The organism is Corynebacterium minutissimum (genome assembly GCF_000805675.1).
Classification (GTDB): domain Bacteria; phylum Actinomycetota; class Actinomycetes; order Mycobacteriales; family Mycobacteriaceae; genus Corynebacterium; species Corynebacterium minutissimum.
This window is the reverse complement of sequence record NZ_JSEF01000018.1, coordinates 1-24,936: the sequence shown is the minus strand read 5'-3', so window position 1 is coordinate 24,936 and position 24,936 is coordinate 1. Positions and strand designations below refer to the sequence as shown.

The window sequence follows — 24,936 nt, the reverse complement described above, 5'->3', positions numbered from 1 at the left end:
CATGAAACGCTTCGGCCACACCATCAAGGAACACATCCTTACCGTCCCCTGGGATTATGACAATCCCGCCGCCGGTTCTTTCGAACTCTACGCGCGCGAGATCATCCCACCGGGCGGTGAGAACTACCCGGCACTGCTCTATAACCAGGGCGGGCCGGGTTTCCCGTCTCCGCGGCCGGTTGGCGCTACCGGGCTCATCGGGAAGGGTCTGGAGCGTTACCGCTGGATCCTCATGGATCAGCGTGGCACTGGGCGCAGCCACCGCATCGATGAACTTAGCCCGGCTGAGGACCGCACGGCGCAGCGCTTGGCGCAGCTGCGGCAGGAAAACATTGTGCGCGATGCCGAACGCCTGCGTGAGCACCTGGGGGAGGAGTCCTGGGATCTCTTTGGCCAATCCTTCGGCGGCTTCATCATCACCGCCTATGCCTCGATGTTCCCACAGTCCATCGGTCGTGCTTTCCTCACGGGTGGCTTGCCCACCTTGACCAAGGGGGCGGATGACCTCTACCGCACGACCTTTGCCAAGCTCAAAGTCCGCCATGAGCGCTTCACCGCGCAGTTTCCGTGGGCCCAAGAACGGATCAAAGAGATTATCCACCACCTGGACAACTCGGAAGAACTCCTGCCCACGGGTGAGCGCCTGTCTGCGCGCCGCTTCCGCACCATCGGTATTGAATTGGGCCGTGGCACCGGCTTCGATTCACTGGCTTACCTGCTGGAGGAACCGTTCCGCACCATGAATGGTGAAAAGCGCTTGCGTTCGGACTTCCTCAACAACGTCGGGCAGCACGTGAGCTTCCAGGCCGGCCCACTGTACGCGGCGATTCATGAATCCATCTACGGTGGCGTCGGCGACCAAGCCGTTACAGGCTGGGCGGCGCACCGCATCCGCGAGGAGTTTCCCGAGTTTGCCGAGGACGGCACGTACCTTACCGGCGAACACATCTTCCCCTGGCAATTCGACGAGGACCCAGCGTTGCGCCCCTTCAAAGAAGGCGCGGAGGAGCTGGCTGCACATGAGTGGACCAGCTCCCCGTACGATGCCGCAGTGCTTGCCGACGTCCCCCTGGTAGCCGCTGCCGCCATCTACCTCGACGACATCTTCGTCCCCTTCGAGGATTCCATGGAAACGGGGGAGACCTACCGTGACCTGCGTCCGATGGTAACTAATCGCTTCCAGCACAACGGGATTGCTGAGGACGGTTCGGGGATTCTGGGCGAGCTCTTCCGATTGGCCGACGAGCGCTAAGGACGAACGCTTGGGAGGAGTGGCTGGGGCACTCGGGGCGCAGGCGTATTACTAGTGAGCAACGATTGCTGGGGAGTGCTCCACGCAGCCTCGTGGCAGGTGTCACGTTATGGCAAAATAGTTGTGAAAAGTGAACTGATCCTAGAAAGGCTAATCCATGGGTCCCCTCATTGTCTTTGGCGTGATAGTCCTGCTTCTCGCCGCCCTCGCCTTCGATGGCTTCTTCATCGTGCGTACGAAGGAAGCTGCCATCATTGAGCGTATGGGTAAGTTCGTCAACGTTGCCCACGCGGGCTTGCACCTCAAGGTGCCGTTGGTTGACCGCGTCCGCGCCAAGATCAGCCTGCAGATTCGCCAGCTGGATGTCATGGTGGAGACCAAGACCAAGGACAACGTCTTCGTCCAGATTCCTGTGGCCGTGCAGTATGAGGTGGTCCAAGGCAGCGAGCGTCAGGCCTTCTACACCTTGTCCAACCATGAGCAGCAGATTGTGGCTTATGTGCAGGACAACGTTCGCTCCTCTGTGGCGAACATGAACCTGGATGATTCCTTCTCTTCCAAGGACACCATTGCCCGCAACGTGGCGATGTCTTTGCGCGACAACATGGCGGCCTACGGTTGGAACTTCGTCAACACCCTTGTCACCGATATTCGCCCGGATGCCCGCGTGCGTGAGTCCATGAACTCCATTAACGCCGCACAGCGAGAGCGCGAGGCTGCCGTGGCCCAGGCAGAGGCTGAGAAGATCCGCGTGGTTAAGGAAGCGGAAGGTGCGGCTGAGGCCAAGAAGCTGCAGGGTCGCGGTGTGGCTGACCAGCGTAAGGAAATTGTCGAAGGTATTGCCCAGCAGTACGAGCTGCTGCGCGCTGCCGGTGTGGAGGAGAACCCAGAGACCCTCATGCTGGTCTCCCAGTACCTCGACGCCATGGTGGACGTGGCGGACCGCGCCCACACCAACGTGCTCTACATGCCGTCTAACCCGGGCGGCATGCAGGACCTCTTCAGCGGTATGCGCGACACGCTCCTGTCGACCGACGCCATTAATTCCGCTCCGAAGCCAAAGGTGCCGGCCGGCGAAGCAAAGCACAGCCGCGAAGATGCAGCTGCTGCACGTCGCCGCCGCGAGGAGAAGGAGCGCCGTGAGCGTGACGAGCGTGCCAGCCGTGACGCTGAAGTCATGGAACAGGCTAAGCGCGCTCAACAGCAGGCCCAAGAACATGTCCAGAATGCGCAACAGCAGGGCTTCGGTAACATGCCGGGCTTCCCTACGCCTCCGCAGGGCAATGCCCAGCCGCAGTCCGCGCGTGATTACTTCAACCAGCTGCGCAATCAGCTCAACCAGAACAACAACGGCCACTAAACACTGCCCGTAGCAACGGTGAAGGGCCTTCCCGACATACCGGGGAAGGCCCTTCTCCTGTCTTTAGCACTCCTGCAGCAGGCGGCTGAGTGCTTCTTTCTCTGCTTCGGTTACCCACACGCCATACGCCGCCTTCACGTCAACGATGCGCTGTGCATACTCACAGCGGAAGGCCTTATGAGGCGGCAGCCACGTGGCGGCATCGCCGGCGCCTTTTTGCTGGTTAAGCGGCCCGTCGACGGCGAGAAGATTGCGTGGATCATTAGCAAAATTGCGGCGCTGCTCGGGCGACCATTGCTGGGCACCTTTCTGCCAGGCGTCGGCCAGCGCGACAACGTGGTCAATCTGCACCGCCTCGGATGTCCCCGCCCCACGCTGAAAGTCGATGACCTGCCCGGAGTACGGGTCATGCAACATGCCGGACATCGCTACACAGTCAAAGGTGCCCTCTTTGATGACAAGATTGTCCAGGTCACGGCGCAGGATATCGTTGCGAGTATCGCAGCCATTATGGCCAAACTCGACGGTGACATCGTCGGACCACGCCTGCCCAAACTGCGCGCGATCGTAATCCGTCATCGGCGCGCGGCCTTTGACTTCCAAGGATTCCAGCGCGGCCAAGGCTTCAGCCACCTCGCGTCTGTCTGCGTCAACCTCGGGACTGTCCTCCTTAGGAGTGCTCGTGGGCTCTTCGCGCGTTGATGAGGGCGCGTTGCCCTGCGCAGTGTCTGGGTGCTCGGCAGGGGAGGGAAGCAGGAGGCCGCACACCACCAATGCAACAACGAGGACGTTGAGTAGAGCAGCGAGAAAGAAGGGGGTGCGAGAGGCCATGACGCATTGATCCTAGTGGGTAGAATCTGATGTCGGTATGAGTATCGATATGTTCTTTGACGAGTACCTCGCAGAGCGCGGCCTGTCCCGCTCGGCCGAGGTCGTTCCGGACCACGCCTGCCAGGTCTTTTGCGGCCTGCCCAAGCCCCAAACGCAGCCCTCCCTTGAGGAAGCGGCGCAACGCGTAGCGCGTGTGTTGGGGGAATAGCGCGCGTGGATATTCCTAACATCGCTGCGCCGGGAGTTAGCGCGGCACCTTATGCGCTGTCCTTTTCCGGCCAAGGTTTTGCCTGGTTGCCTACTCTCCGGGAGGCACTCGCTGCGGGGGTGCGGCCGCAGCTTGCGACCTATCTCGCCGACGCGGAAGAGATACTCGCTCCGCTCAGCGACGCCCTCCTTCCCACCTCCCCGCACGGCTTCGCACCACTAACGTGGGCGGAGGCAGAATCTGGGTTTGCGCTATCCACCCCCGCTGTGTCCACTCCGGGTATCCTGTGCGCTCAGCTCGCAGTCCTGGAGTCTGTGCGTGCGCAGGGCCTGGATCCATCTGATGCGGTGCTCAGCCTTGGTCATTCCCAAGGCGTGCTCGCCGCCACCGTGACGTCTGGTCGCGCGACTCCAGGCGAGGCACTCGCCATAGCCCGGCTCATTGGTGCTGCGTTGACGACGACTGCCCGCATCCACGGGCTCGTACGCACTGCGCAGGGAGCGCCCATGGTGGTAGTTGAGGGAGCTACACAGGAACAACTCCACGAGCTGGGTGCCCATATCGGTCTCATCAACGGCCGCGAACGCAGCGTCATCGTAGGCACCCCGGAGGAGCTTGCCCGCGTGCGTCGCAGCATGGCAGATGAACAGGTGACCTTCACGGACCTTGATGTTGATGCCGCCTTCCACCATCCGGCCCTAGCCCCTGCCGTGGAGCAGGTGGAGCGCTGGGCCGCCGACCTCGAACTCGATTCTGTCTTTGCCGGCGAGCTTGCCCGCGCGGTGCTGACAGATACCGTTGACTGGCCTGCCCGTGTAGACGAGGCGGTTGCCGCCGGCGCGCGCTGGATTCTGGAGATAGGACCCACCCGCGGCGTTGAGCCGCTAACCCGAGAGGCGGTGGCCGGACGTGGCGTGGGAACCCTAGCCGTGGGTACCGTTGAGGGACAAGCGCAGCTCTTCGAGCCCGGCCGTGCCTCTGCCGTGCCGGCAGCCTGGTCCGATTTCGCGCCACGTCTGGTTGGCGGACGCCTCTCCACACGTTTTACTGAAACGACAGGTTACTCCCCGGTTATGCTGCCCGGCATGACACCAACCACGGTGGATCCGGCAATCGTTGCCGCGGCTGCCAATGCTGGGCACTGGGCGGAGCTTGCCGGCGGCGGCCAGCACACCGAGGACATTCTGAACGAGAACCTGGAGAGACTCGCACGCCTTCTCGCGCCGGGTGTTAACGCCCAGTTCAATGCTCTGTACTTATCTGCTTCACAGTGGCGGCGCCAGATTGAAGGCCAGCGTGCCATTCCCCGGGCACGGGCCGCGGGGTCGCCGCTCAACGGCGTGGTCATTTCTGCCGGCATCCCGCCGCACGAGGAAGCAAGTGACCTAGTACGGCGCCTCCACGCGGAGAACATCCCGTGGGTAGCTTTCAAACCCGGCACAGTGGAACAGATCAAACAGGTGCTGGCCATCGCCCGTACCGTTCCCACTCCGCTCATTATGCAGGTAGAAGGCGGACAAGCAGGCGGCCACCACTCCGCCGAGGACCTCGACGAACTGCTCGCCGCCACCTATGACGATATCCGCCGGCACCCCAACGTTCTGCTTGCCGTCGGCGGCGGCATCGCCACCCCAGCGCAGGGCGCGGAGTACCTCACCGGCGAGTGGTCGCGGCGTCGTGGCCTGCCCGCAGCGCCTGTCGACGCCATCATGATCGGCACCGCCGCCATGGCCACCGCCGAGTCCACGGCGTCGGCGTCGGTGAAGCAGGCACTCGTTGCTGCCACGGAAGACGATGTCACTTCGGGCCGTTCCGACCTCGGCGCTAGCATCCATGAGCTGGATAATTCCTTCGCCCATGCCGGGCGATTGCTCGATGCAGTCGCGGGTGATGAGGAGCTAGTGGATGCTCACCGCGAAGAGATCAGTGCTGCCCTAGCAAAGACGTGTAAGCCCTACTTTGGGGACCTCGACGCCATGAGCTACGCCGAGTGGCTGCGACGTTATGTGGAGTTGTCCTTCCACGACGGCTGGGCGGATGAATCGTGGTGCACTCGCTTCGAGCACATGGTGGCGCGTACTGAAGCCCGCCTGCATGAGGTCGACCACGGTGAGATAGCCCTGCAGGTCACGGTCGATGCCACCGACCCTGCGGCCGCTATTGACGAGCTTGTTGAGCTTTATGGCGACGCTGCCCTCCACCCGACGGATGCTGCGTGGTTCGTGTTCCTTGTCGACGGCCCCGGTAAGCCACCGGGGTTTGTGCCGATTATCGATGCTTCCGTGCGCCGCCGCTTCCGCCAGGATTCCTTGTGGCAGGCCCATGACGAGCACTTCGATGCCGACAGTGTCTGCATCATCCCAGGTACAGCAGGCGTCGAGGGCATTGAATACGCCAACGAACCGGTTGCGCAGTTGCTCAAGCGCTTCGAACAGGCCACCATCGACCTGCTTTCAGCAGCTCCCAGTCCACACCTGGATGCTCCTGTGCCCAGCGCTGAGGAACTCATCCGCCGGGCTCCCTGCCTCAATTGGGCTGGCCGCGAGCAGGCGAATCCACTACGCCTCGATGTGCCCGGCGCGACCCTTGAACCGGTAAGCACCGACTTCGCGGATTTCTGGTTTACCGTTCCTTTAGGCCTCAGTGCTGGTGGTGGTGCTCACGGCGGTGTGGACGCTGACGCTGTGCTGCGCGTGCGCGTCGCTGCACCGCGTGTGCCGGGAGCTTCGCCCGTCGTCAGCGCCGAGGATGCGGCTTCCGCTATGCGGGAGCTAGCCCGCGTGGCTGCTGGGCGAACACTGCCGGAGGTAGACCAGGGCAGCGCCACGGTCACGGCCACGCTCGATGCGGCAGACATCGCGAACTATCTCTCTGTGACCAGTGGCGGTAGCGCCGATTCTCCAGTCGTGCCCGACGTCTTGGTAGGTACTGCTTGGCCAGCTATTTTTGCCGTCATCGCAGATGCCCGCACGGACGGCGTTCAGGGTGCGGCCGGCGAGCATGCTGCGGTGGGGGAACCCGTGGTTGAGGGCCTGCTCAACCTTGTCCACCTTGAGCATTCGCTGGAACTGGCCGACGAGGCCGCGGGGCTTCTCGCCGCCACGGCCGCGCCGAGCGCGGATCCCCTACAGATGCAGGCCATCGCGAGTTTGCGTGGCGTGTGGGATACGGTCTCAGGCCGCGTGGTCGAGGTCGCGGTGAACATTGAGCACGACGGCAACCTCGCCCGGCTGCGCGAACGTTTCCTCATCCCGGGACGCACCGGCACTCGTGTTGCGCCAGACGCAGACGACGCCGCTTACGGCCTCTCGGAGTTCGTTCGGGAGACCCCGCGGTCTTTCCGTCACCGCCTCACCGTTATGGCGCCTGACTCCATGCGTCCTTTCGCTGTGGTGACAGGGGACCATAACCCCATTCACGTGTCTGCGAATGCCGCAGCACTGGCGGGGCTAGACGATGGCCCTATTGTGCATGGCATGTGGACGTCAGTGCTGGCGCAGACTGCTGCCGCCTTCGACGGGGCCCGAGTCCTGCAGTGGTCCGCGACCATGCTCGCGCCGGTACACCCGGGCAGTGAGGTGGAGCTGGTGGTGGACCGGGTGGGCGTCGATAAGCGCAGCGGCCACGGCGAGGTCCGCTCCGTGACCGCGTCCAGTGACGGCGTGGTGGTGCTGGAGGCACGCGCCACGATGAGCACACCACGCACGTTTTATGCCTTCCCCGGACAAGGAATCCAGGCTCCGGGGATGGGGATGCAGGAGTACGGGATTTCGCCCGCGGCCCGCGCGGTGTGGGAGCGCGCCGATGCGCACACGAGGCAGCACCTGGGATTTTCCATTCTGGAGATCGTGCGGAATAACCCGGACATCGTGGTCGTGCGTGGCACGACGTATTCCCATCCCGATGGTGTCCTGTACCTTACCCAGTTCACGCAGGTAGCAATGGCCACGCTGGGCTGCGCGCAGATTGCTGCGTTGAAAGAAGCCGGGGTTCTGGATAAAACGGCGGCCTTTGGCGGGCATTCCGTAGGCGAGTACAACGCGCTGGCTGCCTACGCCGAGGTACTTTCCCTCGAGGCCGTGTTGGAGATCGTCTACGTGCGCGGCCTCACCATGGACCGGCTTGTGGAGCGTGACGCCGAGGGCTATTCGCGCTACGGGCTGGGCGCGCTAAGGCCCCACAAGATGGGGATGCGCGCCGATGATGTTACGGACTACATCGCCGAAACTATTGAGGTCACCGGGGAGTTTCTCGAGGTGGTCAATTACAACGTGGCCGGGCGCCAGTACGCCATTGCCGGCACGGTGGATGGCCTTATTGCCATCGAGGAAAACGCCGAGCACTGGGCGCCTGGCCAACATGCCTTCGTTCCTATCCCGGGCATTGATGTGCCTTTCCACTCCTCACGCTTAGTGGACGGGGTGGATGACTTCCGCGTCCACCTGGATGAGCTCATCCCGCAGGATATCGACCTGGATGTGCTGGTGGGGCGCTATGTGCCCAACCTCGTTGCCCGGCCTTTCGCCGTGGACCGTGACTTTGTGGAGGCCATCGCATTGGTCGTTGATTCGCCACGTATTACGGCCATCCTGGAGGACTTTGCAGCAGCCGCGGCGCACCCGCAGAGGCTTGGCCGCACACTGCTGGTGGAGCTGCTGGCCTGGCAGTTTGCCTCCCCGGTGCGTTGGATTGAAACGCAGGACCTGCTGCTGACCCCGCGTCATGCGAAGACTGCGGCCGGGCTTCATGGCTTGGGTGTTGAGCGCTTCGTCGAGGTTGGGGTGGGGCACGCTCCCACCGTGGCCAACATGATGGGGCAGACTCTTAGCTTGCCGGAGTACGACGGCGTGAAGGTCGAGGTCCTCAACACCGAGCGCGACCATGCCCGGGTCTTCGCCGAGGACGCAGAGCCGGCACCAGTGCGGGAGACCGTGCCGAAAGACGAGCCTTCTCAGCCGCCACAGCCCACACCACAGCTCGCGGCCGATGAGCCGGCGAGTGCCGATACTGCTACTCCGGCTGCCGTGATCGAAGAGGTTCCTGACCAGCCGTTGAACACACAGCAGGCGGTTGAGATGCTCATTGCCCTGTGGACGAAGGTGCGTCCCGATCAGATTGCGGCCACCGATACGATTGAAGGTTTGGTGGAGGGCGTATCCTCCCGCCGCAACCAGCTGCTGTTGGACCTAGGCGTAGAGTTCGGCATCGCCGCCATCGATGGTGCGGCGGATATGCCGGTGAGCGAGCTGGCGCAGACCGTGGCGCAGCGCGCGCCGGGCTATCACGCTTTCGGTCCAGTGCTCACCGAGCAGGTGGCGCAGGCCGTGCGCCGCGTGACCGGACCGGCGGGAAAGAAGCCGGGATATATTGCCGAGCGTGTGAACAATGAGTGGGGGCTGGGACCGGGCTGGGTCGACCACACACTGGCGGAGCTCGTGGTGGGCAGCCGGGAGGGCGCGTCCCTGCGCGGCGGGGAGCTGGCTACACTTCCCGTCACCGCTGCTACCACCGTAAAGGGGCTGGATGAGCTTATCGACGCCTCCCTTATAGCCGCCACAACCCGCGCCGGCGTCACGGTGGCCCGGGTGTCGCACGCGAGCGCTGCCTCCACCGTGGATCCAGCGGCGCTGGCTGCGTATACGGAGCGGCTCGAATCCGCACTCGAGGATTCCGCCCGCACGCTGCTGGAAGCCCTCGGCCGTGAGGACGCCGCGCACGGTGACGACTCTGAGCATGGTGAGGAGACGGTGCACGACGAGCACCTCGCCAACCTTGTGGCTGCGGAGCTTGGCCCGGACTGGGCGCAGCGCGTAGCGCCGGCCTTCGACGCGAAGAAGGCCGTCCTGTTTGATGATTGCTGGGCTTATGCCCGCGAGGGCCTTGTCCGCGCTGCGGCGGCGGGCGTAGAAGATCCGCGCCTTGATGTCCTGGGGGCTGGCGCGGAGGTCGCGCGTATGGCTGACTACCTGGGCTATCACCACCAAGCGGTGGATGCTGAGGTACCCGGTGAATTCCTGCTCCACTCCGGGCAGGTGGCCGTGGTAACAGGTGGCTCGCCGGGCTCGATTGGTGCGGAGATCATCTCGGAGTTGCTCGTCGAAGGCGCCACCGTCATTGCAACGACCTCGCAGCTTACCCAGGAACGCCTGGAGTTTTTCAAGGAGCTGTACCGCACCCGCGCCGTTGGCACAGCAGCGCTGTGGGTAGTCCCGGCCAACCTTAACTCCTTCGCCGACATCGACGCGCTGGTGGAGTGGATCGGCACAGAACAGACGGACACCGTGGGCGGAAAGACCGAGCTGCGCAAGCCGGCCTTCGTGCCGGACCTGCTCTTCCCCTTCGCCGCCCCACGCGTAAGCGGCACTGTGGCGGAGGCGGGTCCTGAATCAGAAGCGCAGATGCGCCTGCTGTTGTGGTCGGTAGAAAAGCTCATCGCGGGCCTGTCTGCGCTGGGTGCGGATACCCACCTGGGGCATCGCCTGCACGTGGTGCTTCCAGGTTCACCCAACCGCGGGCGCTTTGGTGGCGACGGCGCTTATGGCGAGGCCAAGGCAGCGTTCGATGCCCTGGTGCAGCGCTGGTACTCCGAGCAGAACACCTGGGGCGCGCGAACCTCGCTGGTCCACGCGCTCATTGGTTGGGTGCGCGGCACGGGGCTCATGGCAGGCAACGATCCACTCGTCGAGCAGGTTGAGGCCCGCGGCGTGAGCACTTTCTCGGCGAAGGACATGGCGATGCGCCTTGTGGATAACGCCGCGAACGAGGACATACTTATCCAGACTGCCGAAGCGCCGGTGGCTATGGACTTCACAGGCGGTTTGGCTGGGGCCGACCTGGACTTCGCTGCGCTTGCTCGCGACGCCGCGCTTGGCGACGTCCCCCCGACCCCCACCAAGTCCCCTAGCCCAGCGCCGCGCACCGTCAAGGCTCTGCCGAATGTGCTTGCGCCACTGGACTCGACAACACCCCGCTTCGATGGGGTTACCCAGTCCTTGGAAGAGATGGTCGTCATCGTCGGAGCAGGGGAGTTGGGCCCGCTGGGCACTTCGCGCACGCGCTTCGAGGCGGAAGTCGGCGGAGATCTCTCTGCCGCAGGCGTTCTGGAGCTGGCGTGGAGCCGCGGCCTCGTGACATGGGATGACACTTCGGCAGCGTGGACCACGCCGGAGGGCGAAGAAATCGCAGAGGAAGATATCTACGACCGCTTCCACGATGAGGTCCTTGCCGGCATCGGTGTGCGCCGCTTCCACGATGACTTCGGCCCGCACCTGCCCATGGTGGACAACCTTGCCCCTGAGCTTACTACCATCTATCTGGAGAAACCGCTCACCTTCGCCGTAGAAGATGAAGCCACCGCACAGTCCTTCGTGGATAGCTGCAAGGGCGCAACGATGCGGCGAGTGCTCACGAGCCCTGGCGGTGAGGCCGAATGGCAGGTGACCCGCCCTGCCGGGTCCGCTGTACGCGTGCCGCGGCGCGTAGCCATGACGCGATTCGTGGGTGGACAGATTCCGGAAGGCTTCGATCCCGCTGTCTACGGCATCCCGGCGGACATGCTGGATAGCGTGGACCGCCTGGCGCTATGGAACCTTGTGTGCACCGTCGAGGCGTTCCTTGCCGCCGGCTTTAGCCCTGCCGAGCTGCTTGCCCACGTCCACCCGGCGCGAGTGAGCTCTACCCAGGGAACCGGTATGGCGGGGCAGGAGGCGTTGCGTTCGTTGTACGTTGATAAGCTCCTGGCCCATCCTCGCCAGCACGACATCTTGCAGGAAGCCCTGCCCAACGTCATTGCCGCGCACGTGATGCAGTCTTACGTCGGCGGCTACGGCCAGATGGTGCATCCAGTGTCGGCATGCGCAACGGCGGCGGTGTCCGTCGAGGAAGCCGTGGACAAGCTGCGCCTTCATAAGGCAGATTTCGTCGTCGCCGGTGGGATTGATGCACTCTCCGTCGAGGGGATCACTGGCTTCGGCGACATGGCGGCTACTGCCGATAGCTCAGAAATGGAGGCCAAGGGCATCGAGCACCGCTTCTTCTCCCGGGCCAACGACCGCCGCCGCGGCGGTTTTGTCGAGTCTGAAGGTGGCGGCACGCTGCTGCTTGCGCGCGGAAGTTTAGCCGCGGAGCTGGGCCTGCCGGTCCTCGGCGTGGTGGGCTTTACCGAGTCCTTCGCCGACGGCGCGCACACCTCCATCCCCGCGCCGGGCCTCGGGGCGCTGTCTGCCGCGCGCGGGGGAACAGACTCGCGCCTCGCGCAGTCTTTGCAGGAACTCGGTGTGGCGCCAGACGACATCGCGGTGGTGTCCAAGCACGACACCTCCACGAGTGCTAATGACCCTAACGAGTCCGACCTCCACGAGCGCATCGCGCGTGCCCTCGGGCGCAGCGACGGGAACCCGCTCTACGTTATTTCACAAAAGACCCTGACTGGCCACGCCAAGGGCGGAGCTGCGGCCTTCCAGCTCATCGGACTCTGCCAGGTGCTGCGCGGAGGTATCGTTCCGCCGAACCGTTCGCTGGACTGCGTGGACCCTGATTTGCGCCGGCACGAGCACCTCGTGTGGCTGCGCCAGCCGCTGGACCTGCGCCGGACCCCACCCAAAGCGGGGCTGGTGACGTCCTTGGGCTTTGGCCATGTCTCCGCGCTCATTGCGGTGGTGCACCCAGAGGCCTTCGTGACGGCACTCGTAGCTGAACACGGCGAGGACTATGCACGGGCATGGCGCGACAGAGCCGAAGCGCGAGAACGCTCTGGTTTGCGCCGCCTCGAGGAAGCCATGCGGGGCGGCTCGGCGCTGTACCAGAGGCCGGTCGATCGCAACCTGGGCGATGGACACGCCGCGGAGGTTAAGGAACGCGAGGCTGCCGTGTTGCTCAGTGAAGACGCGCGAATGCGTCATGGCGTACTCGAGCCCGACGCTGAGCGGGGGTAAAAAGCCGCCGGATACCCCCAGCGTGCGCCGTCTGAAACGATAAAGAAGCAGGTCAGATGGGTTGAACCCGAGGTGTGGGCTGGGGCACCATGCAAGGGTGAAAATCAGCACAAAACCTTTACTTGGTGTTATTACTGTTGCCCTCGCCGCCACGATTGGGGGGTGCTCCGCCACCGGCGGCGCACCCCGCCCCAGCGCCGACGGCGAACTAGCCGGAGGCGTCGATACCGAACGTCTCGTTGTCGCCATGGTCTCCCACGGCGCGCCGGGTGACACGTACTGGGACCTCGTGCGCAAGGGCGCGGAGGATGCCGCGCGCAAGGACAACATTGAGCTGCGCTATTCCTCAGACCCGGAGGCTCCCAACCAGGCCAACCTGGTGCAATCCGCCATCGACTCGGGAGTGGACGGCATCGCCGTGACCATGCCGAATGCGGGCGCTATTGGCCCTGTGGCTAAGAAGGCAGCCGACGCTGGGATCCCCACCGTGGGGCTGAATGCCGGCATGGATGACTACCAGAAGTACGGCATGAGTGCTTTCTTCGGCCAAGAGGAAAAGGTCGCGGGCACCAAGGCTGGCGAGCGTCTCAAGGACGATGGCGCCAAACATGCGCTGTGCGTCATCCACGAGCAGGGCAACTCCTCCCAGGAGGCGCGCTGCGCGGGCCTGAAGGAAGGAATGGCCGGCGGAAAGGTGGAGATCCTCTACGTCAACGGCAAGGACCTCACCGCTGCGCAGTCCACCATCAACGCCAAGCTGGCACAGGATAAATCCATCGACTGGGTCATGGCCCTGCAGGCGTCGGTGGCCATGCGCTCGACCGCCGCGGTGGCGGATGCTGGTTCTGATGCGAAGGTGGCCACCTTCGACACCAACGCCGAGCTTGTCGACGCCATCGCGGACGGCACAGTCCAATGGGCCGTGGACCAGCAGCCCTACATGCAGGGCTACCTCGCTGTCGACGCCCTGTGGCTAGCGCACCGCAACGGATCCACTCTGGGCGGCGGACGCCCAGTCTACACCGGCCCGTCCTTCGTGGATTCCACCAATGTGGACATCATTTCTGAGTCGGCAAAGGAGGGCCTGCGATGAGCCAGGCGGTGCCGGTGAGGGGAGACGAGGAGGCGTCGGCAAGCACAGGCGATACCCGCCTGACCCAGCGCAGCGGATTCTCCCGTCTTGTACGCCGCCCAGAGCTAGCCAGCCTGCTCGGCGCGGTGGTCATCTTTGCCCTGTTCATGATTGTCGCCCCCGCTTTCCGTTCCCTGGAGGCGTTCTCCACGGTGTTGTATGCCAGCTCTACGCTGGGCATTGTGGCCCTCGCGGTGGGCCTGCTCATGATTGGTAACGAGTTCGACCTGTCTTCCGGTGTGGCCGTGACTTCTGCGGCGCTCGTGGCCACGATGCTCAATTACAATTTCCACCTCAACTCCTGGGTAGGTGTGGGGTTGTCCTTGCTCACCGCGCTGGCCATCGGTGCACTCAACGGCCTGTTGGTCACGCGCACCAAGATTGATTCCTTCCTCATTACCTTGGCGGCCTTCCTCATGCTGCAGGGCCTTAACCTCGCCATCACCAAGCTAGTCACTGGTCAGGTGGCCACGCCCACCATCGCGGATATGGAAGGATTTCCCTCCGCACGCGTGGTGTTCGCTGGCACCCTCCACGTGGGCTCGCTGAGTATCCGTGCCACGGTCCTGTGGTGGATCCTTTTCGTGGCGATTGCCTCGTGGGTGCTGTACAAAACACGCTGGGGAAACTGGATCTTCGCCGTCGGTGGCGACGATGCTGCCGCCCGTGCCGTAGGCGTTCCCGTGCGCCGCGTCAAGGTGGCGCTGTTTATGTTCGTCGGTTTTGCCGCGTGGTTCGTCGGTATGCATACGCTCTTCGCTTTTGATTCCATCCAGGCAGGCCAGGGCATTGGTAACGAGTTCCTCTACATCATTGCCGCCGTTATTGGTGGCTGTTCCATGACCGGCGGGCGCGGTACCGCGGTGGGCACCGCCATCGGCGCGCTCATCTTCGGCATGACCAATCAGGGCATCGTGTATGCGGGCTGGAACCCGGACTGGTTCAAGTTCTTCCTCGGCGCCATGCTGCTTTTTGCTGTGCTGACGAATACGTCGGTAGCCAACTTCACCAAGAGGCGATAAACCATGATTGAGCTGCACGATATTTCCCAAACCTTCGGCAACTTCCACGCCCTGCGCGGCATCAACCTTACCGTGCAGGAAGGTGCGGTGACCTGCGTTTTAGGAGACAACGGCGCGGGCAAATCCACGCTGATCAAGATTCTTGCGGGCCTCAACCAGCCCACCGGTGGCACCATCACTGTCGATGGGGACGAGGTTCGTTTCGATAGCCCGCGCGATTCCCTCGATGCCGGTATCGCCACCGTGTACCAGGATTTGGCCTTGGTGCCCTCGCTGTCGGTGTGGCGCAACTTCTTCCTGGGGCAGGAGCTCACGGGGGCGCTGGGGCGTCTGCGGGAGGAAGAGATGAAGCGTATTACGCATGACCAGCTGGCTGAGATGGGCATTGTGCTTGGCGACGTCTCCGTGGAACTCTCCGCACTCTCCGGCGGCCAGCGTCAGGTGGTCGCCATCGCGCGTGCCATCTATTTCGGCGCGCGCTACATCATCCTGGACGAGCCCACGGCCGCGCTCGGCGTGAAGCAGTCCGGCATGGTACTGCGATTCATTAACGCTGCCCGCGAGCGCGGCATGGGCGTGGTGTTCATTACCCACAATCCGCAGCACGCTTATTTGGTGGGCGACCATTTCGTGGTCCTGACCGTTGGAGAGATGTCCTTAGATGCCGCCAAGGCGGACGTTACCCTTCCCGAGCTGACCCAGTGGATGGCCGGCGGCGATGAGCTGGAGGAGCTCAAGCAGGAGCTGGCGCGCTAAGCTGACCCGCATGACAGTAAGCGGCGTGAGCGTGGGCACCGACCTAGTGCACATTCCCTCCTTTGCTCAGCAGCTGGATACCCCGGGCACGAGTTTTGAGCGGGTCTTTAGTGCCTTCGAGCTGCGCGTGGCGCAGTCCCGAGGGTTGGATGGGCAGGCCCGCGCGCAGCACCTGGCTGGGCGCTGGGCCGCCAAGGAAGCCTTCATCAAGGCATGGTCCCAGGCGCTCTACGGGCGCCCGCCGGTCATGGCAGAGGAATCCGTAGACTGGGCAGAGATTGAGGTTCACCCCGACGCCTGGGGCCGCGTGGCCCTAGCACTGCGCGGGGAGGCGGCCCGCCAAGCCCACGACTCCTTGGGGGAGTACACCACAGCGCTCTCCATCAGCCATGACGGCGACTATGCCACCGCCACGGTCATTCTTAGCCGCCAGTCGCGATAGCGAAGAGATAAGCGATGAGCATGCGCTTAATTTCTTCCACCACGCCGTCGACGCTGTCCTCAGCGCGCATGATGCTGTAGTTGAGCAAGGACACCACCGTGTGGACGAGGAAGGCCGCGATTTCTATCCGGGCGGCATCGTCCATGTCGGGGGCGAGAGGTTTGATGATCTCCGCGATGGGCTTGAGCAGGCTAAGCTCCGTGTCGGCGGCCGTGGCACGAGTCGCCGGCGTGGATTGCACGGCATGCCACACCGCGCGGCGCGAGGGGTCATTGCGCCACACCCGCGCCATGCGGTCGATGAATTCCTCGAGAAAGTCCGGCCACTGAAGTGCTGGAACGCGATGCGAGAAACGCTCGACTTCCGCCAACATCTCCGCGGTATCTTGGCGGTCAAGCTCGCAAATCAGCACATACTTGTTGGCAAAGTATTGGTACAACGTGCCAATGGGTACCTCCGCGCGGCGCGAGACCTCGTCGAAGGTAAAAGACTCAAAGCCATGGTCCACGAGCGTCTCACGCGCGCAGGACAAAATCCGGTCATATTTGGCGCGGCTGCTCGCTTGCGCTGGCCGACGCCTCGGGACCAGTATCTCCGGTGACTTTGAGCTGGATTCCACGGTCTAGTTGAGCCCCTTAAGCACGCGGGCAACGTGGCCAGTGGCCTTCACGTTGTACATGGCCTGACCAATGGTGCCGTCTTCCTCCACGAGGAAGGTAGAACGGATAACGCCTTGGACAACCTTGCCGTAGTTCTTCTTCTCCCCGAAAGCGCCATAAGCGGTCATGACTTCCTTGGTGGGGTCAGACAGAAGGGGGAAGTTTAGCTCGTGGTCCTCACGGAACTTTGCCAGGGCCTCCGGCTTGTCGGGGGAAATGCCCACGACGGCGATATTCATTCCGTTGAGCTGCTCGAGGCTATCGCGGAAATCGCAGGCCTCCTTGGTGCAGCCAGGGGTATTGGCACGCGGGTAGAAGTAGACCACGACGCGCTGGCCGGCAAAGTCGCTCAGTCTCACAGTGTTGCCGGCATCGTCGCTCAAGGAAAAGGCTGGTGCGGTGTCTCCTACAGACAGTCGTTGTGCTTCAGTCATGGCACCCACCCTACCGTGATCGCGGCCCTACCCTCCCCGCGAGTAGACATGCGGGCAACGCTGGGGTCAATGTAGAATGTCGACGTTAGAACAAAAACACAGTCAAAATCTCAGGAGATTTCCCGTGGCACGCAACATTGATGATATCCAGCGCGACATCGAGCGCACCCGCCGTCAGCTGGCTAGCACCTTGGATGAGCTGGCTTACCGCAGCAAGCCGCAGAACTTCGTGGACGACGCCAAGGGGGCTGCCACCCAGAAGCTGCAGGACCGCAACGTGCAGATGGCACTCGCTGGCGTCGGAGCTGCCGTCGTAGGACTCATCGCTTTCTCCGTCTTCCGCTCCAAGCGCCGCAAGTCCGACATTAAGGAGCTGCAGCGCCTGCTGGCTGAGCGCCGCTAAGCGCCCTCCCTTCACGGATGCTGCGCCGACGGCGCACGCGCGAGAACCCCTGTCGTGGACACCTCCACGGCAGGGTCTTTTTATACTCCACAACCCCAGGGAAAGTGTAGCCTACCCTATATTGATTTTGGGTAGCCTAACCTGATTGTGTAATATGAACTCGTCCTGATTGGAGTGCGCCTCCCTTACGTGGGTTCCGCACACGATGATGAAAGTTCGAGGAACAACAGTGGTACTACGCCCCACACAGCAGCTGACAGCACGATCGCGAGCGGTAGGAACCTTCGCCCTAGTGGCAGCACTAGCCAGTACCGTGGCAGGCTGCGCCGCCGGAACAACAGCCGAGGACGCTACGCAGTCCGCATCTGCTGACGGCACCGCTGCCGTGAGTTTCACGGACCTAGCCGGCCGCCACGTGGAGCTAGACCAGGAGCCAGAGCGCGTCATCCTGGGCGAGGGGCGCGCCGTATTCGCCACCGGCGTCCTTAACGCCGAGGACCCACTCGACAAGGTCGTAGCCATCGGCTCGGATCTCAAGCAGAACGTGCCCGACTACTACCGCGAGCTGGAAAAGACCGTCCCCAAGGTGAATGAGCTGCCCGAAATCGGGGGCTTTACCAAGGGTGATGTCACCGTGGAGGAACTCATCAAGCTCGACCCAGACCTTATTGTTCTCTCCAAAGACCAATACGAGGCCTCCCAAACCGCAGGACTTACCGACAAACTGGACCAGGCTGGACTCACCTACGCCGTCACCGACTTCCGCGCCAAGCCGCTGGAGAACACCGTCCCCACCATGGAAATCTTCGCCGATATCTTTGGCCACGAGGATCGCGCCGAGGAATTCATCGCGGACTGGCAGAAGAACGTTGACCTAGTGAAAGAACGCGCAGCGAAGGCTAAAGACAAGCCATCCACCTTCGTGTGGCGCGCGGCAGGTGTGTCGGACTGCTGCGGCTCCTGGAATGACTCCAACATCTCCCAGCTAGTCAACGTTGCCGGCGGAAAGAACGTGGCTGATGGCCTCATTGATGGTGAGTCCGGCGCCCTCACCCCCGAAAAGGTCATCGACGCCGATCCGGACATGATCATCGCTACCGGCGGCGACTGGTCCGCCAAGGTTGATAGTTCCACGGGCCACACCGGCTTCGCTGCTGTAGGGTACGGCATCAGCGAGAAGGACGCGCACGACAGCGCCGCCATGCTTGCCGACGTCCAACCCGGCTTCCCTGATCTCACCGCCGTGAAGGAACACAAACTCCACGGCTTGTGGCACCAGTTCTACAATTCGCCTTTCAACTACCTGGCACTTCTCCAGATCGCTGCCTGGCTCCACCCGGAGGACTACGCCGACATCCACGTGCAGCGAGAATGGGCCGACGCCCAAGAGAAATACTCGCCCGTCTCCGGCGACGGAACCTTCTTCAGCACTAACTAATCATGAGCATGACTACATCTACTGCGCGCCCAGTCAGCGCCCAGCACGTCACGCGCACTGACTCCGCGCCGAACCCAGATTCGAGCCCTACCCAGAGCACTGCTTCACACCTTGCGCCGGACCCAGCGGCGGCCGCCGCGGCACTCGTGCGGGAGCACGCTCGCGTTACTCGCCGCCGCATCGCCATCGTTCTTGCCCTCGCCACCGTCGCTCTCGCTGCCTTTCTGCTCAGCGTCATCGTTGGTGCTATCGACCTCACTCCGGGTGAGGTACTGCGGGGGCTGGTGGACCCGGCAGGTACCGACAAGCAAACGCGAACCGTCCTCTGGCACCTGCGCCTACCCATGGCGGTCATGGCCCTGCTCATCGGGGCCAGCCTGTCTGTGGCCGGCGCGCACATGCAGACCATCCTGGACAACCCTCTAGCCGAGCCTTTTACCCTCGGCATCTCCGCTGCCGCAGCCTTCGGCGGGGCCAGCGCCATCGTTCTGCGCTGGCAGCTGCTGGCCCAGCCACAGTTCAACCTCGCGCTTATCGCGTGGCTGTCTGCAGCCATCGCCACTGCCATCATCGTTGTCGCCGCAGTTCTTCGTGGCGCCAAGTCGGAGACGATGGTGCTGCTTGGCATCGGCCTCGTCTTCTTCTTCCAAGCCATGTTGGCGCTCATTCAGTACCGCTCCTCCAGCGAGGCCCTCCAGCAAATCGTCTTCTGGTCCATGGGTTCGCTGACCCGCGCCACGTGGCAGGCCAACGCCGTTCTGGCAGGTGTGCTGGCGGTGGCGTTGCCCATCTTGGGTGCACTCTCGTGGCGGCTTACGGCGCTGCGGCTTGGCGACGCCCGCGCCACCGCCCTCGGCATCAACACCTCCCGCCTGCGCATCATTGTGCTTATTGTGGTCTCGCTTGTCGCGGCCACCACCGTGGCCTTCGCCGGCATCATCGGGTTTATCGGCCTTGTCGGCCCGCACATCGCCCGCATGTTGGTAGGCGAAGACCAGCGCTACTTCATGCCGGCGTCCATGGCTGCGGGCGCGGCGGTCATGTGCGCCGCCCACGCACTCAGCCTCGTCATTAAACCCGGCGTGGCCATTCCCATCGGCATTGTCACCTCGCTGTTGGGAGTGCCGTTCTTCATCGCCATCATCATGACCCGGAGGAGGGCATTGTGGACGTAGAACTCACTATTTCTGACCTGTCAGCTGGGTACGGCTCGCACACAGTGGTAGATGGATTAAGCCTTCCCTCGCTGAACGGCGGGCAGGTGGTGGGGTTGCTGGGGCCGAATGCGTCCGGCAAGACCACGACCGTCACGACGTTGGCCGGCGTGCACCGCGCCCGTGGCGGCACGGTAGATTTCCGCGTCGATGGAAAAGCTCCGCACGGGAAGCGGCGCCGCCAGCTCATCGGCTATGTCCCGCAGGACCTGCCGCACAGCGCGGCGTTGCGAGCATTTGAGGCCGTTCTCATCGCGGCCCGCCGGGAAATCTGCGAGGACCCAGTCACCCGCACTGCCGAAGTGCTGCACTCCCTGGGGCTCGACGCGATTGCGCAGCGCTACCTCAACGAGCTTTCTGGTGGTCAGCGCCAGCTCGTCGCCGTGGCACAGATGCTCGTGGGGCACCCGGGCCTCATGCTTCTCGACGAACCCACCTCCGCCCTCGATCTCCACCGCCAACTCTTTGTCTTGAGCCGCGTGCGGGCGAAAACCCGGGAGGAAGGCAGTCTTGCGCTCGTGGCGATCCACGACATCAACCTGGCAGCCCGGATGTGTGACCAGCTCGTTGTGCTGAAGGACGGGCAGATCCATGCTCACGGTGCCCCGGCGGATGTGTTGAGCCCTGAGCTTCTGCGAGAGGTGTATCGCGTGGAGGCAGATATCGTGGAGCACCGCGGACACCCCGTGGTGGCTCTGCAGGCGGTTAGTTAGACTTAGGCGGCGTGAGTCGCAATTCGCCTGAGAACCTCCTGTTGTACCTCACTCCGGAGGACGAAGAGTCTGTGCGGGAAGTCTTTTCCGCGCTAGCGGAGCGGGGATTTCCCCTCCAGCGCCAGCGCCCGCACATCACGGTGACCTTTGCGCCAACGATGGACCAGACTGTGGTGGATCTGGCCCGCGACGTGTTGCCACCGCTTATTCCTGCAGTATTTCGCCGCGCAGGGACCGTTGTTTTCGGCACCAAGAGCAAACAGACAGTGGCATGGATGTTGGAAACCACCGATGAATTGGAGACTGCCGCGCGCCAAGTGAGTGCCGCAAACCCGGATGGACGCGGTCCGCGCTGGACGCCCCACCTGACCATGGGGCTGCGCCTGCCGCGCGCCATGGTGCCCGAGTACCTGCGGGCCCTCGATGAGATATCCGGGCCAGAGCACAAGGAATTCCTCGCCACGACCGCCGCGTGGTGGCGGCCTAAGCTGGAGCAGCTTGAGGTGTTTTAGGGTAACCCCAAAGACGCGAAATCCCCTCCACCAACTGAGTTGATGAAGGGGATGTACTGTGCGCCATCAGGGAATCGAACCCCGAACCCACTGATTAAGAGTCAGTTGCTCTGCCAATTGAGCTAATGGCGCATTCGTTGTCTTAGCGGGCTCCTGATTTCCTCAGCGCCTGCCGTGCAACGAGATGTAACTTTAACACCCTGGCTTGAAAAAGGTAAAATCGCCAGGTTGTCAGCGGTTTTGAGTGTGTTAGAACGCCATTGCTCAACGCATAGCTGGCGGCGCTGCCTTCCGTGTTCTGGGGATCGATAACGAAACGGTTAAAGGCGGCGGGGTCATCTAGTTTGACGGCGGTTGTGCGGACTAGGCTGGGTGCATTGTCTTTATCAGCGTCTCATCTATCTAGGGGTTTGTGTGCGTTCTCTATTCCCTAAGGCACGTCCCACAGGTTTTTTCACTGGCCTCGTCGCGGCCGCGTCCCTGATGGCCGCCTGCACTATTGGTTCTCCAGAGTCAGGAGAAGAAGCAGCAAAGATGTCGGCCGAAGAGGCACAGGAGAGCGCGGCGGCGGAAGCATCGGCGTCGGCAGCCGCAAAAGCGAAGCAGCTCAAGTTCTCGCTCAAGGATGGGGCAGAAGATGTTGACCCTTCTGAACCGATTGAAGTTACCTCCACTGCGGGGCTCAAAGAGGTCACGATGACCAACGAGTCCGGCAAGGTGGTGGAGGATGAGCTTTCCTCCGATTCAAAAACGTGGAAGAACGCCGAGGTGCTGGGCTATAACCGCACCTACACCATTGATGCGAAAGACAAAGACGGCAACCACAAAACCATTACCTTCACCACGCCGCGGGCAGCGGCTGTTTCTGAAGTTGCCTTGAGCCCCCTCCCAGAGTCTGAAGTGGGCGTAGGACAGGTTATTGGCGTGCGCTTTGGCAATTATGTCACCGACCGCAAGGCAGCGGAGGAGGCCATCACGGTCAAGACTGAACCGGCGGTGGAGGGTGCTTTCTACTGGGTGAATAACCAGGAAGTACGCTGGCGCCCGGCGAAGTATTGGGAGCCGGGAACGAGCGTGACTGTCGACGTCGACCTCTACGGCCGCAACCTCGGCGGTGGCGTTTATGGCGGCGAGGACGCCTCAACGAACTTCACCATCGGTGACCGCGTCGTCACGTTGGTGGACAACAACTCCAAGATGATGTCGGTATTCAAAAACGGTGAGGTTCTACGCCGGATCCCGATTTCCATGGGCACGGATGGAAAGTGGGATACCCCGAACGGCGTGTATGTCATCGGTGACCAGTATCCGGAGCTGACCATGGATTCCACCACCTTCGGCCTGGCACTCGATGCCGGCGGATACAAGACCGACGTCAAATGGGCAACGCAGATGTCCTACTCCGGTATCTACATTCATGCTGCTCCGTGGGCGGTGGGGGCGTTGGGTAGCTACAACCAGTCTCATGGCTGTATCAATGTCACGACCGAGGACGCCCAGTGGTTCCAGAACACCGTCAAACGCGGTGACGTGGTCAGGGTCTCCAACACTGGCGGCGGGGTGCTCAGCCCGCTTGATGGTTTGGGGGACTGGAACATGGATTGGGCCACCTGGTCTGCGGGGAACGCTACCGCGAATCAATAGCTCAACTCGATGCAAAGGTTAGGGTTGCACCATAATCCTTTCGACGTCGTATGGGTGATCACATGTCTAGGCTGAAATTCGTTGTCCTTCCTTTGGTGATGGTGTCTTTTTTGTTTGCGGCGTGTACGACAGAGGATGCGCAGCAAGCTGAAGGGGAACGCGACAGTACAGTGCCGCCAACGGGCGAAACGGGTGATTCTGCAGCTTGCAGTACTGAGGTGAGCCTGCAAACGTTTCTGGAGGCGATGCCGGAGGAATTTGCCGGGCTTCAGCATGACCCCGCGTACGACGCCATTGCGGATCGCGGTTGGAGCCGCTTTTATCAAGCCGATCTTTATCAGTTCTCAGTCGATAGCTTCTATTACGAGGAAGGGGACATCTACGATGTGTGCCCTGAGAATCCTCAACGTGCAGCGCAAGAGCTGCGTACATTCGCTGCAAAAGATTACCAGCGCCAGCAGGAAGAACATGGCCAAGAAGTACTTCCCTTTGAGGAACTAGACTTTGAAGCTGGGGGCCGCTATTTTGCCTGTGCGAAGAACCCAGCGGCGGATCTTCGGCAATTCTTCTGTGCTACCAGCGTGGGAAACGTGGGCGTACTGAATTATATGTTCCGGCACTCCAAAGGCGATGCAGAAGACGTTGAAGACATGAAGCAGGCATCGTCGGAGTTGGCGGCGATTATTGACCAAGTTCCTGTAGGACCGGGGTTGGCTGATAGCTAGCGGCCAAGCGCTGGTGTCTGGATACCTTACGCGGGCATGCCGCGACGCCGGGATACAGTTTTGTCGAAGGGGATCCAGAAGCGCAGGGCTGCCTCTGTATTTTTGGAAATCCCGATGCGCGGTCCACATACCCACTCGGGTTCCTCGGTGCGTTCGTTCAAGTTGATGATGGTCCCGTTGTCGTCGAGGGTGAAACCGAGGGCTTTCCCTAGGTTTCCGGGACCACGGGCCAAATTGTGAAAATCGGTGTTTCCGCGTCGCTCGTAAGCGCGGTCTGTCCCCTTAATGACCTCCCCGCTGCGCAGCAGGCAGCCCTCGCCGCGGCCTTCCGGTGCGCAGACAATATTGCCGTTGCGATGAATGCCGTAGGACACATACACATAGAGGCGGCCAGGCGGGCCGAACATCGCAGCATTGCGTGGGGTGCGGCCATTAAAGGTATGAGAGGCCTCATCTTTGGATCCGAGGTAGGCCTCGACCTCGGTGATGCGAATGGAGACCCCATTGTGAGTTAACACCGCGCCCAGCAGTTGGGGAGCGACAACATCGGCGGAGGCGGTGAAATCAATCATTGCTGCAGTCTAACGTGTGGGATCGCCGAGGCACCCGCTGGCCGTGGTGTGGTCGGCGGGTTTCATCGTCTCGGCGTGCGTGCGGGCGATTAGCCTGCACCCGGTGGGTCGGGTGGTTGGCTTGTTCCTGGCGGTGGGTCGGGTGCTTGGCCTGTGGTTTGTCCTGTTTGTTCGGCGGCGAGTCTGGCTGTGGCTTCTTGGTATTCGGGCATGGCGGTAATCGGTGCACCCCAGGGTGGGATGTAGCTCACCCCGGTATTCAGCCGGAACATGTAGCCCCTGCCTGTGGGGTGTTTGGGGTCATCGTCGTTAATACCGTTGTGGTAGGCGCACAGGAAGGTGAGGTTTTTGAGGTTGGTAAAACCTCCGGCTTGCCAGGGGATGAGGTGGTGGATTTCGCAGTAATCAGCGGGTTTGTTGCAGCCGGGCCTAGAGCAGGTTTGGAATTCAGCAGCCAGGCTGATGCGTTGTTTCCAGCTGGCATGCCGCTGAATCCTATAAGAGTTAACAGGCCCCTCTAAAGGGTGGATGATGGTGGCGTAGCCAATCTCAGCAAACTTGTAGGCTAAGAAGTCTGCGCCGGTCATGCGTGCGCCGTTGGTGAGGTTAAGTTCTATTTCCTCCCCATCCCCGTTAATAATTTGGTCAAATTCATCCAGGGTGACTACGACTTGAGCATGTACGGC

General features: G+C 62.3%; 20 protein-coding genes and 1 tRNA gene. 15 read left to right on the top strand and 6 right to left on the bottom strand.

Features of this window, described 5'->3' with window-relative positions; translation table 11 throughout:
- Position 1 precedes the first annotated feature (1 nt).
- Positions 2-1,252 carry an alpha/beta fold hydrolase gene (locus NX84_RS11460; RefSeq protein WP_039676705.1) on the top strand — a complete coding sequence of 417 codons (1,251 nt, stop codon included), beginning with the start codon at positions 2-4 and terminating at the stop codon, positions 1,250-1,252.
- A gap of 157 nt (positions 1,253-1,409) precedes the next feature.
- Positions 1,410-2,612 carry an SPFH domain-containing protein gene (locus tag NX84_RS11455; RefSeq protein ID WP_039676703.1) on the top strand — a complete coding sequence of 401 codons (1,203 nt, stop codon included), beginning with the start codon at positions 1,410-1,412 and terminating at the stop codon, positions 2,610-2,612.
- A gap of 63 nt (positions 2,613-2,675) precedes the next feature.
- Here the strand turns inward: NX84_RS11455 and NX84_RS11450 are convergent, their stop codons facing one another.
- Positions 2,676-3,443 carry an HNH endonuclease family protein gene (locus tag NX84_RS11450; RefSeq protein WP_039676701.1) on the bottom strand — a complete coding sequence of 256 codons (768 nt, stop codon included), beginning with the start codon at positions 3,441-3,443 and terminating at the stop codon, positions 2,676-2,678.
- 37 nt (positions 3,444-3,480) lie between these two features.
- Here NX84_RS11450 and NX84_RS13025 point away from each other — a divergent pair, with 37 nt between their 5' ends.
- From NX84_RS13025 to acpS, 6 genes are all read left to right on the top strand, one after another.
- The gene (locus NX84_RS13025) at positions 3,481-3,651 is read left to right on the top strand and encodes a hypothetical protein (protein ID WP_169744716.1); all 171 of its coding nucleotides are present in this window, start codon (positions 3,481-3,483) and stop codon (positions 3,649-3,651) included.
- 5 nt (positions 3,652-3,656) lie between these two features.
- Positions 3,657-12,584: a type I polyketide synthase gene (locus tag NX84_RS11445; RefSeq protein ID WP_231913756.1), complete on the top strand. Its 8,928-nt coding sequence runs from the start codon at positions 3,657-3,659 to the stop codon at positions 12,582-12,584.
- A gap of 103 nt (positions 12,585-12,687) precedes the next feature.
- A complete protein-coding gene (locus NX84_RS11440; protein ID WP_370664345.1) occupies positions 12,688-13,677 on the top strand; it encodes a substrate-binding domain-containing protein in 990 nt (329 codons plus the stop codon).
- Positions 13,674-14,738 carry an ABC transporter permease gene (locus NX84_RS11435; protein ID WP_039676698.1) on the top strand — a complete coding sequence of 355 codons (1,065 nt, stop codon included), beginning with the start codon at positions 13,674-13,676 and terminating at the stop codon, positions 14,736-14,738. The genes NX84_RS11440 and NX84_RS11435 overlap by 4 nt, the downstream gene beginning before the upstream one ends.
- Before the next feature lie 3 nt (positions 14,739-14,741).
- On the top strand, positions 14,742-15,494 hold the full coding sequence (locus tag NX84_RS11430) for an ATP-binding cassette domain-containing protein (RefSeq protein WP_039676697.1): 753 nt from the start codon (positions 14,742-14,744) through the stop codon (positions 15,492-15,494).
- Positions 15,495-15,504: 10 nt separating this feature from the next.
- Positions 15,505-15,936, top strand: coding sequence for a holo-ACP synthase AcpS (acpS, locus tag NX84_RS11425; protein ID WP_039676695.1), 432 nt, complete (start codon positions 15,505-15,507; stop codon positions 15,934-15,936).
- On the opposite strand, the gene NX84_RS11420 is transcribed toward acpS, so the two are convergent.
- Entirely contained in the window at positions 15,917-16,555 is a 639-nt protein-coding gene (locus NX84_RS11420) for a TetR/AcrR family transcriptional regulator (RefSeq protein ID WP_039676693.1), read from the bottom strand. The genes acpS and NX84_RS11420 overlap by 20 nt on opposite strands.
- Positions 16,556-16,558: 3 nt before the next feature.
- Positions 16,559-17,029: a thioredoxin-dependent thiol peroxidase gene (bcp, locus tag NX84_RS11415; protein WP_039676691.1), complete on the bottom strand. Its 471-nt coding sequence runs from the start codon at positions 17,027-17,029 to the stop codon at positions 16,559-16,561.
- Between the two features lie 124 nt (positions 17,030-17,153).
- Here bcp and NX84_RS11410 point away from each other — a divergent pair, with 124 nt between their 5' ends.
- From NX84_RS11410 to NX84_RS11390, 5 genes are all read left to right on the top strand, one after another.
- On the top strand, positions 17,154-17,432 hold the full coding sequence (locus NX84_RS11410; protein WP_039676689.1) for a DUF3618 domain-containing protein: 279 nt from the start codon (positions 17,154-17,156) through the stop codon (positions 17,430-17,432).
- Positions 17,433-17,724: 292 nt separating this feature from the next.
- Entirely contained in the window at positions 17,725-18,870 is a 1,146-nt protein-coding gene (locus tag NX84_RS11405) for an ABC transporter substrate-binding protein (protein WP_231913758.1), read from the top strand.
- A 2-nt stretch (positions 18,871-18,872) separates the two neighbouring features.
- Positions 18,873-20,045 (top strand): FecCD family ABC transporter permease, encoded by a 1,173-nt coding sequence (locus tag NX84_RS11400; RefSeq protein WP_231913759.1) that lies wholly within the window; start codon positions 18,873-18,875, stop codon positions 20,043-20,045.
- The gene (locus NX84_RS11395) at positions 20,036-20,797 is read left to right on the top strand and encodes an ABC transporter ATP-binding protein (protein ID WP_039676687.1); all 762 of its coding nucleotides are present in this window, start codon (positions 20,036-20,038) and stop codon (positions 20,795-20,797) included. Before NX84_RS11400 ends, NX84_RS11395 begins: the two co-directional genes overlap by 10 nt.
- Before the next feature lie 11 nt (positions 20,798-20,808).
- Entirely contained in the window at positions 20,809-21,309 is a 501-nt protein-coding gene (locus NX84_RS11390) for a 2'-5' RNA ligase (RefSeq protein ID WP_039676685.1), read from the top strand.
- Between the two features lie 59 nt (positions 21,310-21,368).
- Here the strand turns inward: NX84_RS11390 and NX84_RS11385 are convergent.
- A tRNA-Lys gene (locus NX84_RS11385) sits at positions 21,369-21,441 on the bottom strand.
- A gap of 282 nt (positions 21,442-21,723) precedes the next feature.
- Here NX84_RS11385 and NX84_RS11380 point away from each other — a divergent pair.
- Together NX84_RS11380 and NX84_RS11375 are read left to right on the top strand one after the other, a co-directional pair.
- The gene (locus tag NX84_RS11380; RefSeq protein WP_039676683.1) at positions 21,724-22,953 is read left to right on the top strand and encodes a L,D-transpeptidase; all 1,230 of its coding nucleotides are present in this window, start codon (positions 21,724-21,726) and stop codon (positions 22,951-22,953) included.
- Positions 22,954-23,015: 62 nt separating this feature from the next.
- The gene (locus NX84_RS11375) at positions 23,016-23,678 is read left to right on the top strand and encodes a hypothetical protein (RefSeq protein WP_126297617.1); all 663 of its coding nucleotides are present in this window, start codon (positions 23,016-23,018) and stop codon (positions 23,676-23,678) included.
- Positions 23,679-23,704: 26 nt separating this feature from the next.
- Here the strand turns inward: NX84_RS11375 and NX84_RS11370 are convergent, their stop codons facing one another.
- Both NX84_RS11370 and NX84_RS11365 read right to left on the bottom strand, forming a co-directional pair.
- A complete protein-coding gene (locus tag NX84_RS11370) occupies positions 23,705-24,250 on the bottom strand; it encodes a DNA-3-methyladenine glycosylase (protein WP_039676679.1) in 546 nt (181 codons plus the stop codon).
- A gap of 89 nt (positions 24,251-24,339) precedes the next feature.
- The coding region (locus NX84_RS11365) for an HNH endonuclease signature motif containing protein (protein ID WP_039676677.1) at positions 24,340-24,936 on the bottom strand (597 nt) is incomplete at its 5' end.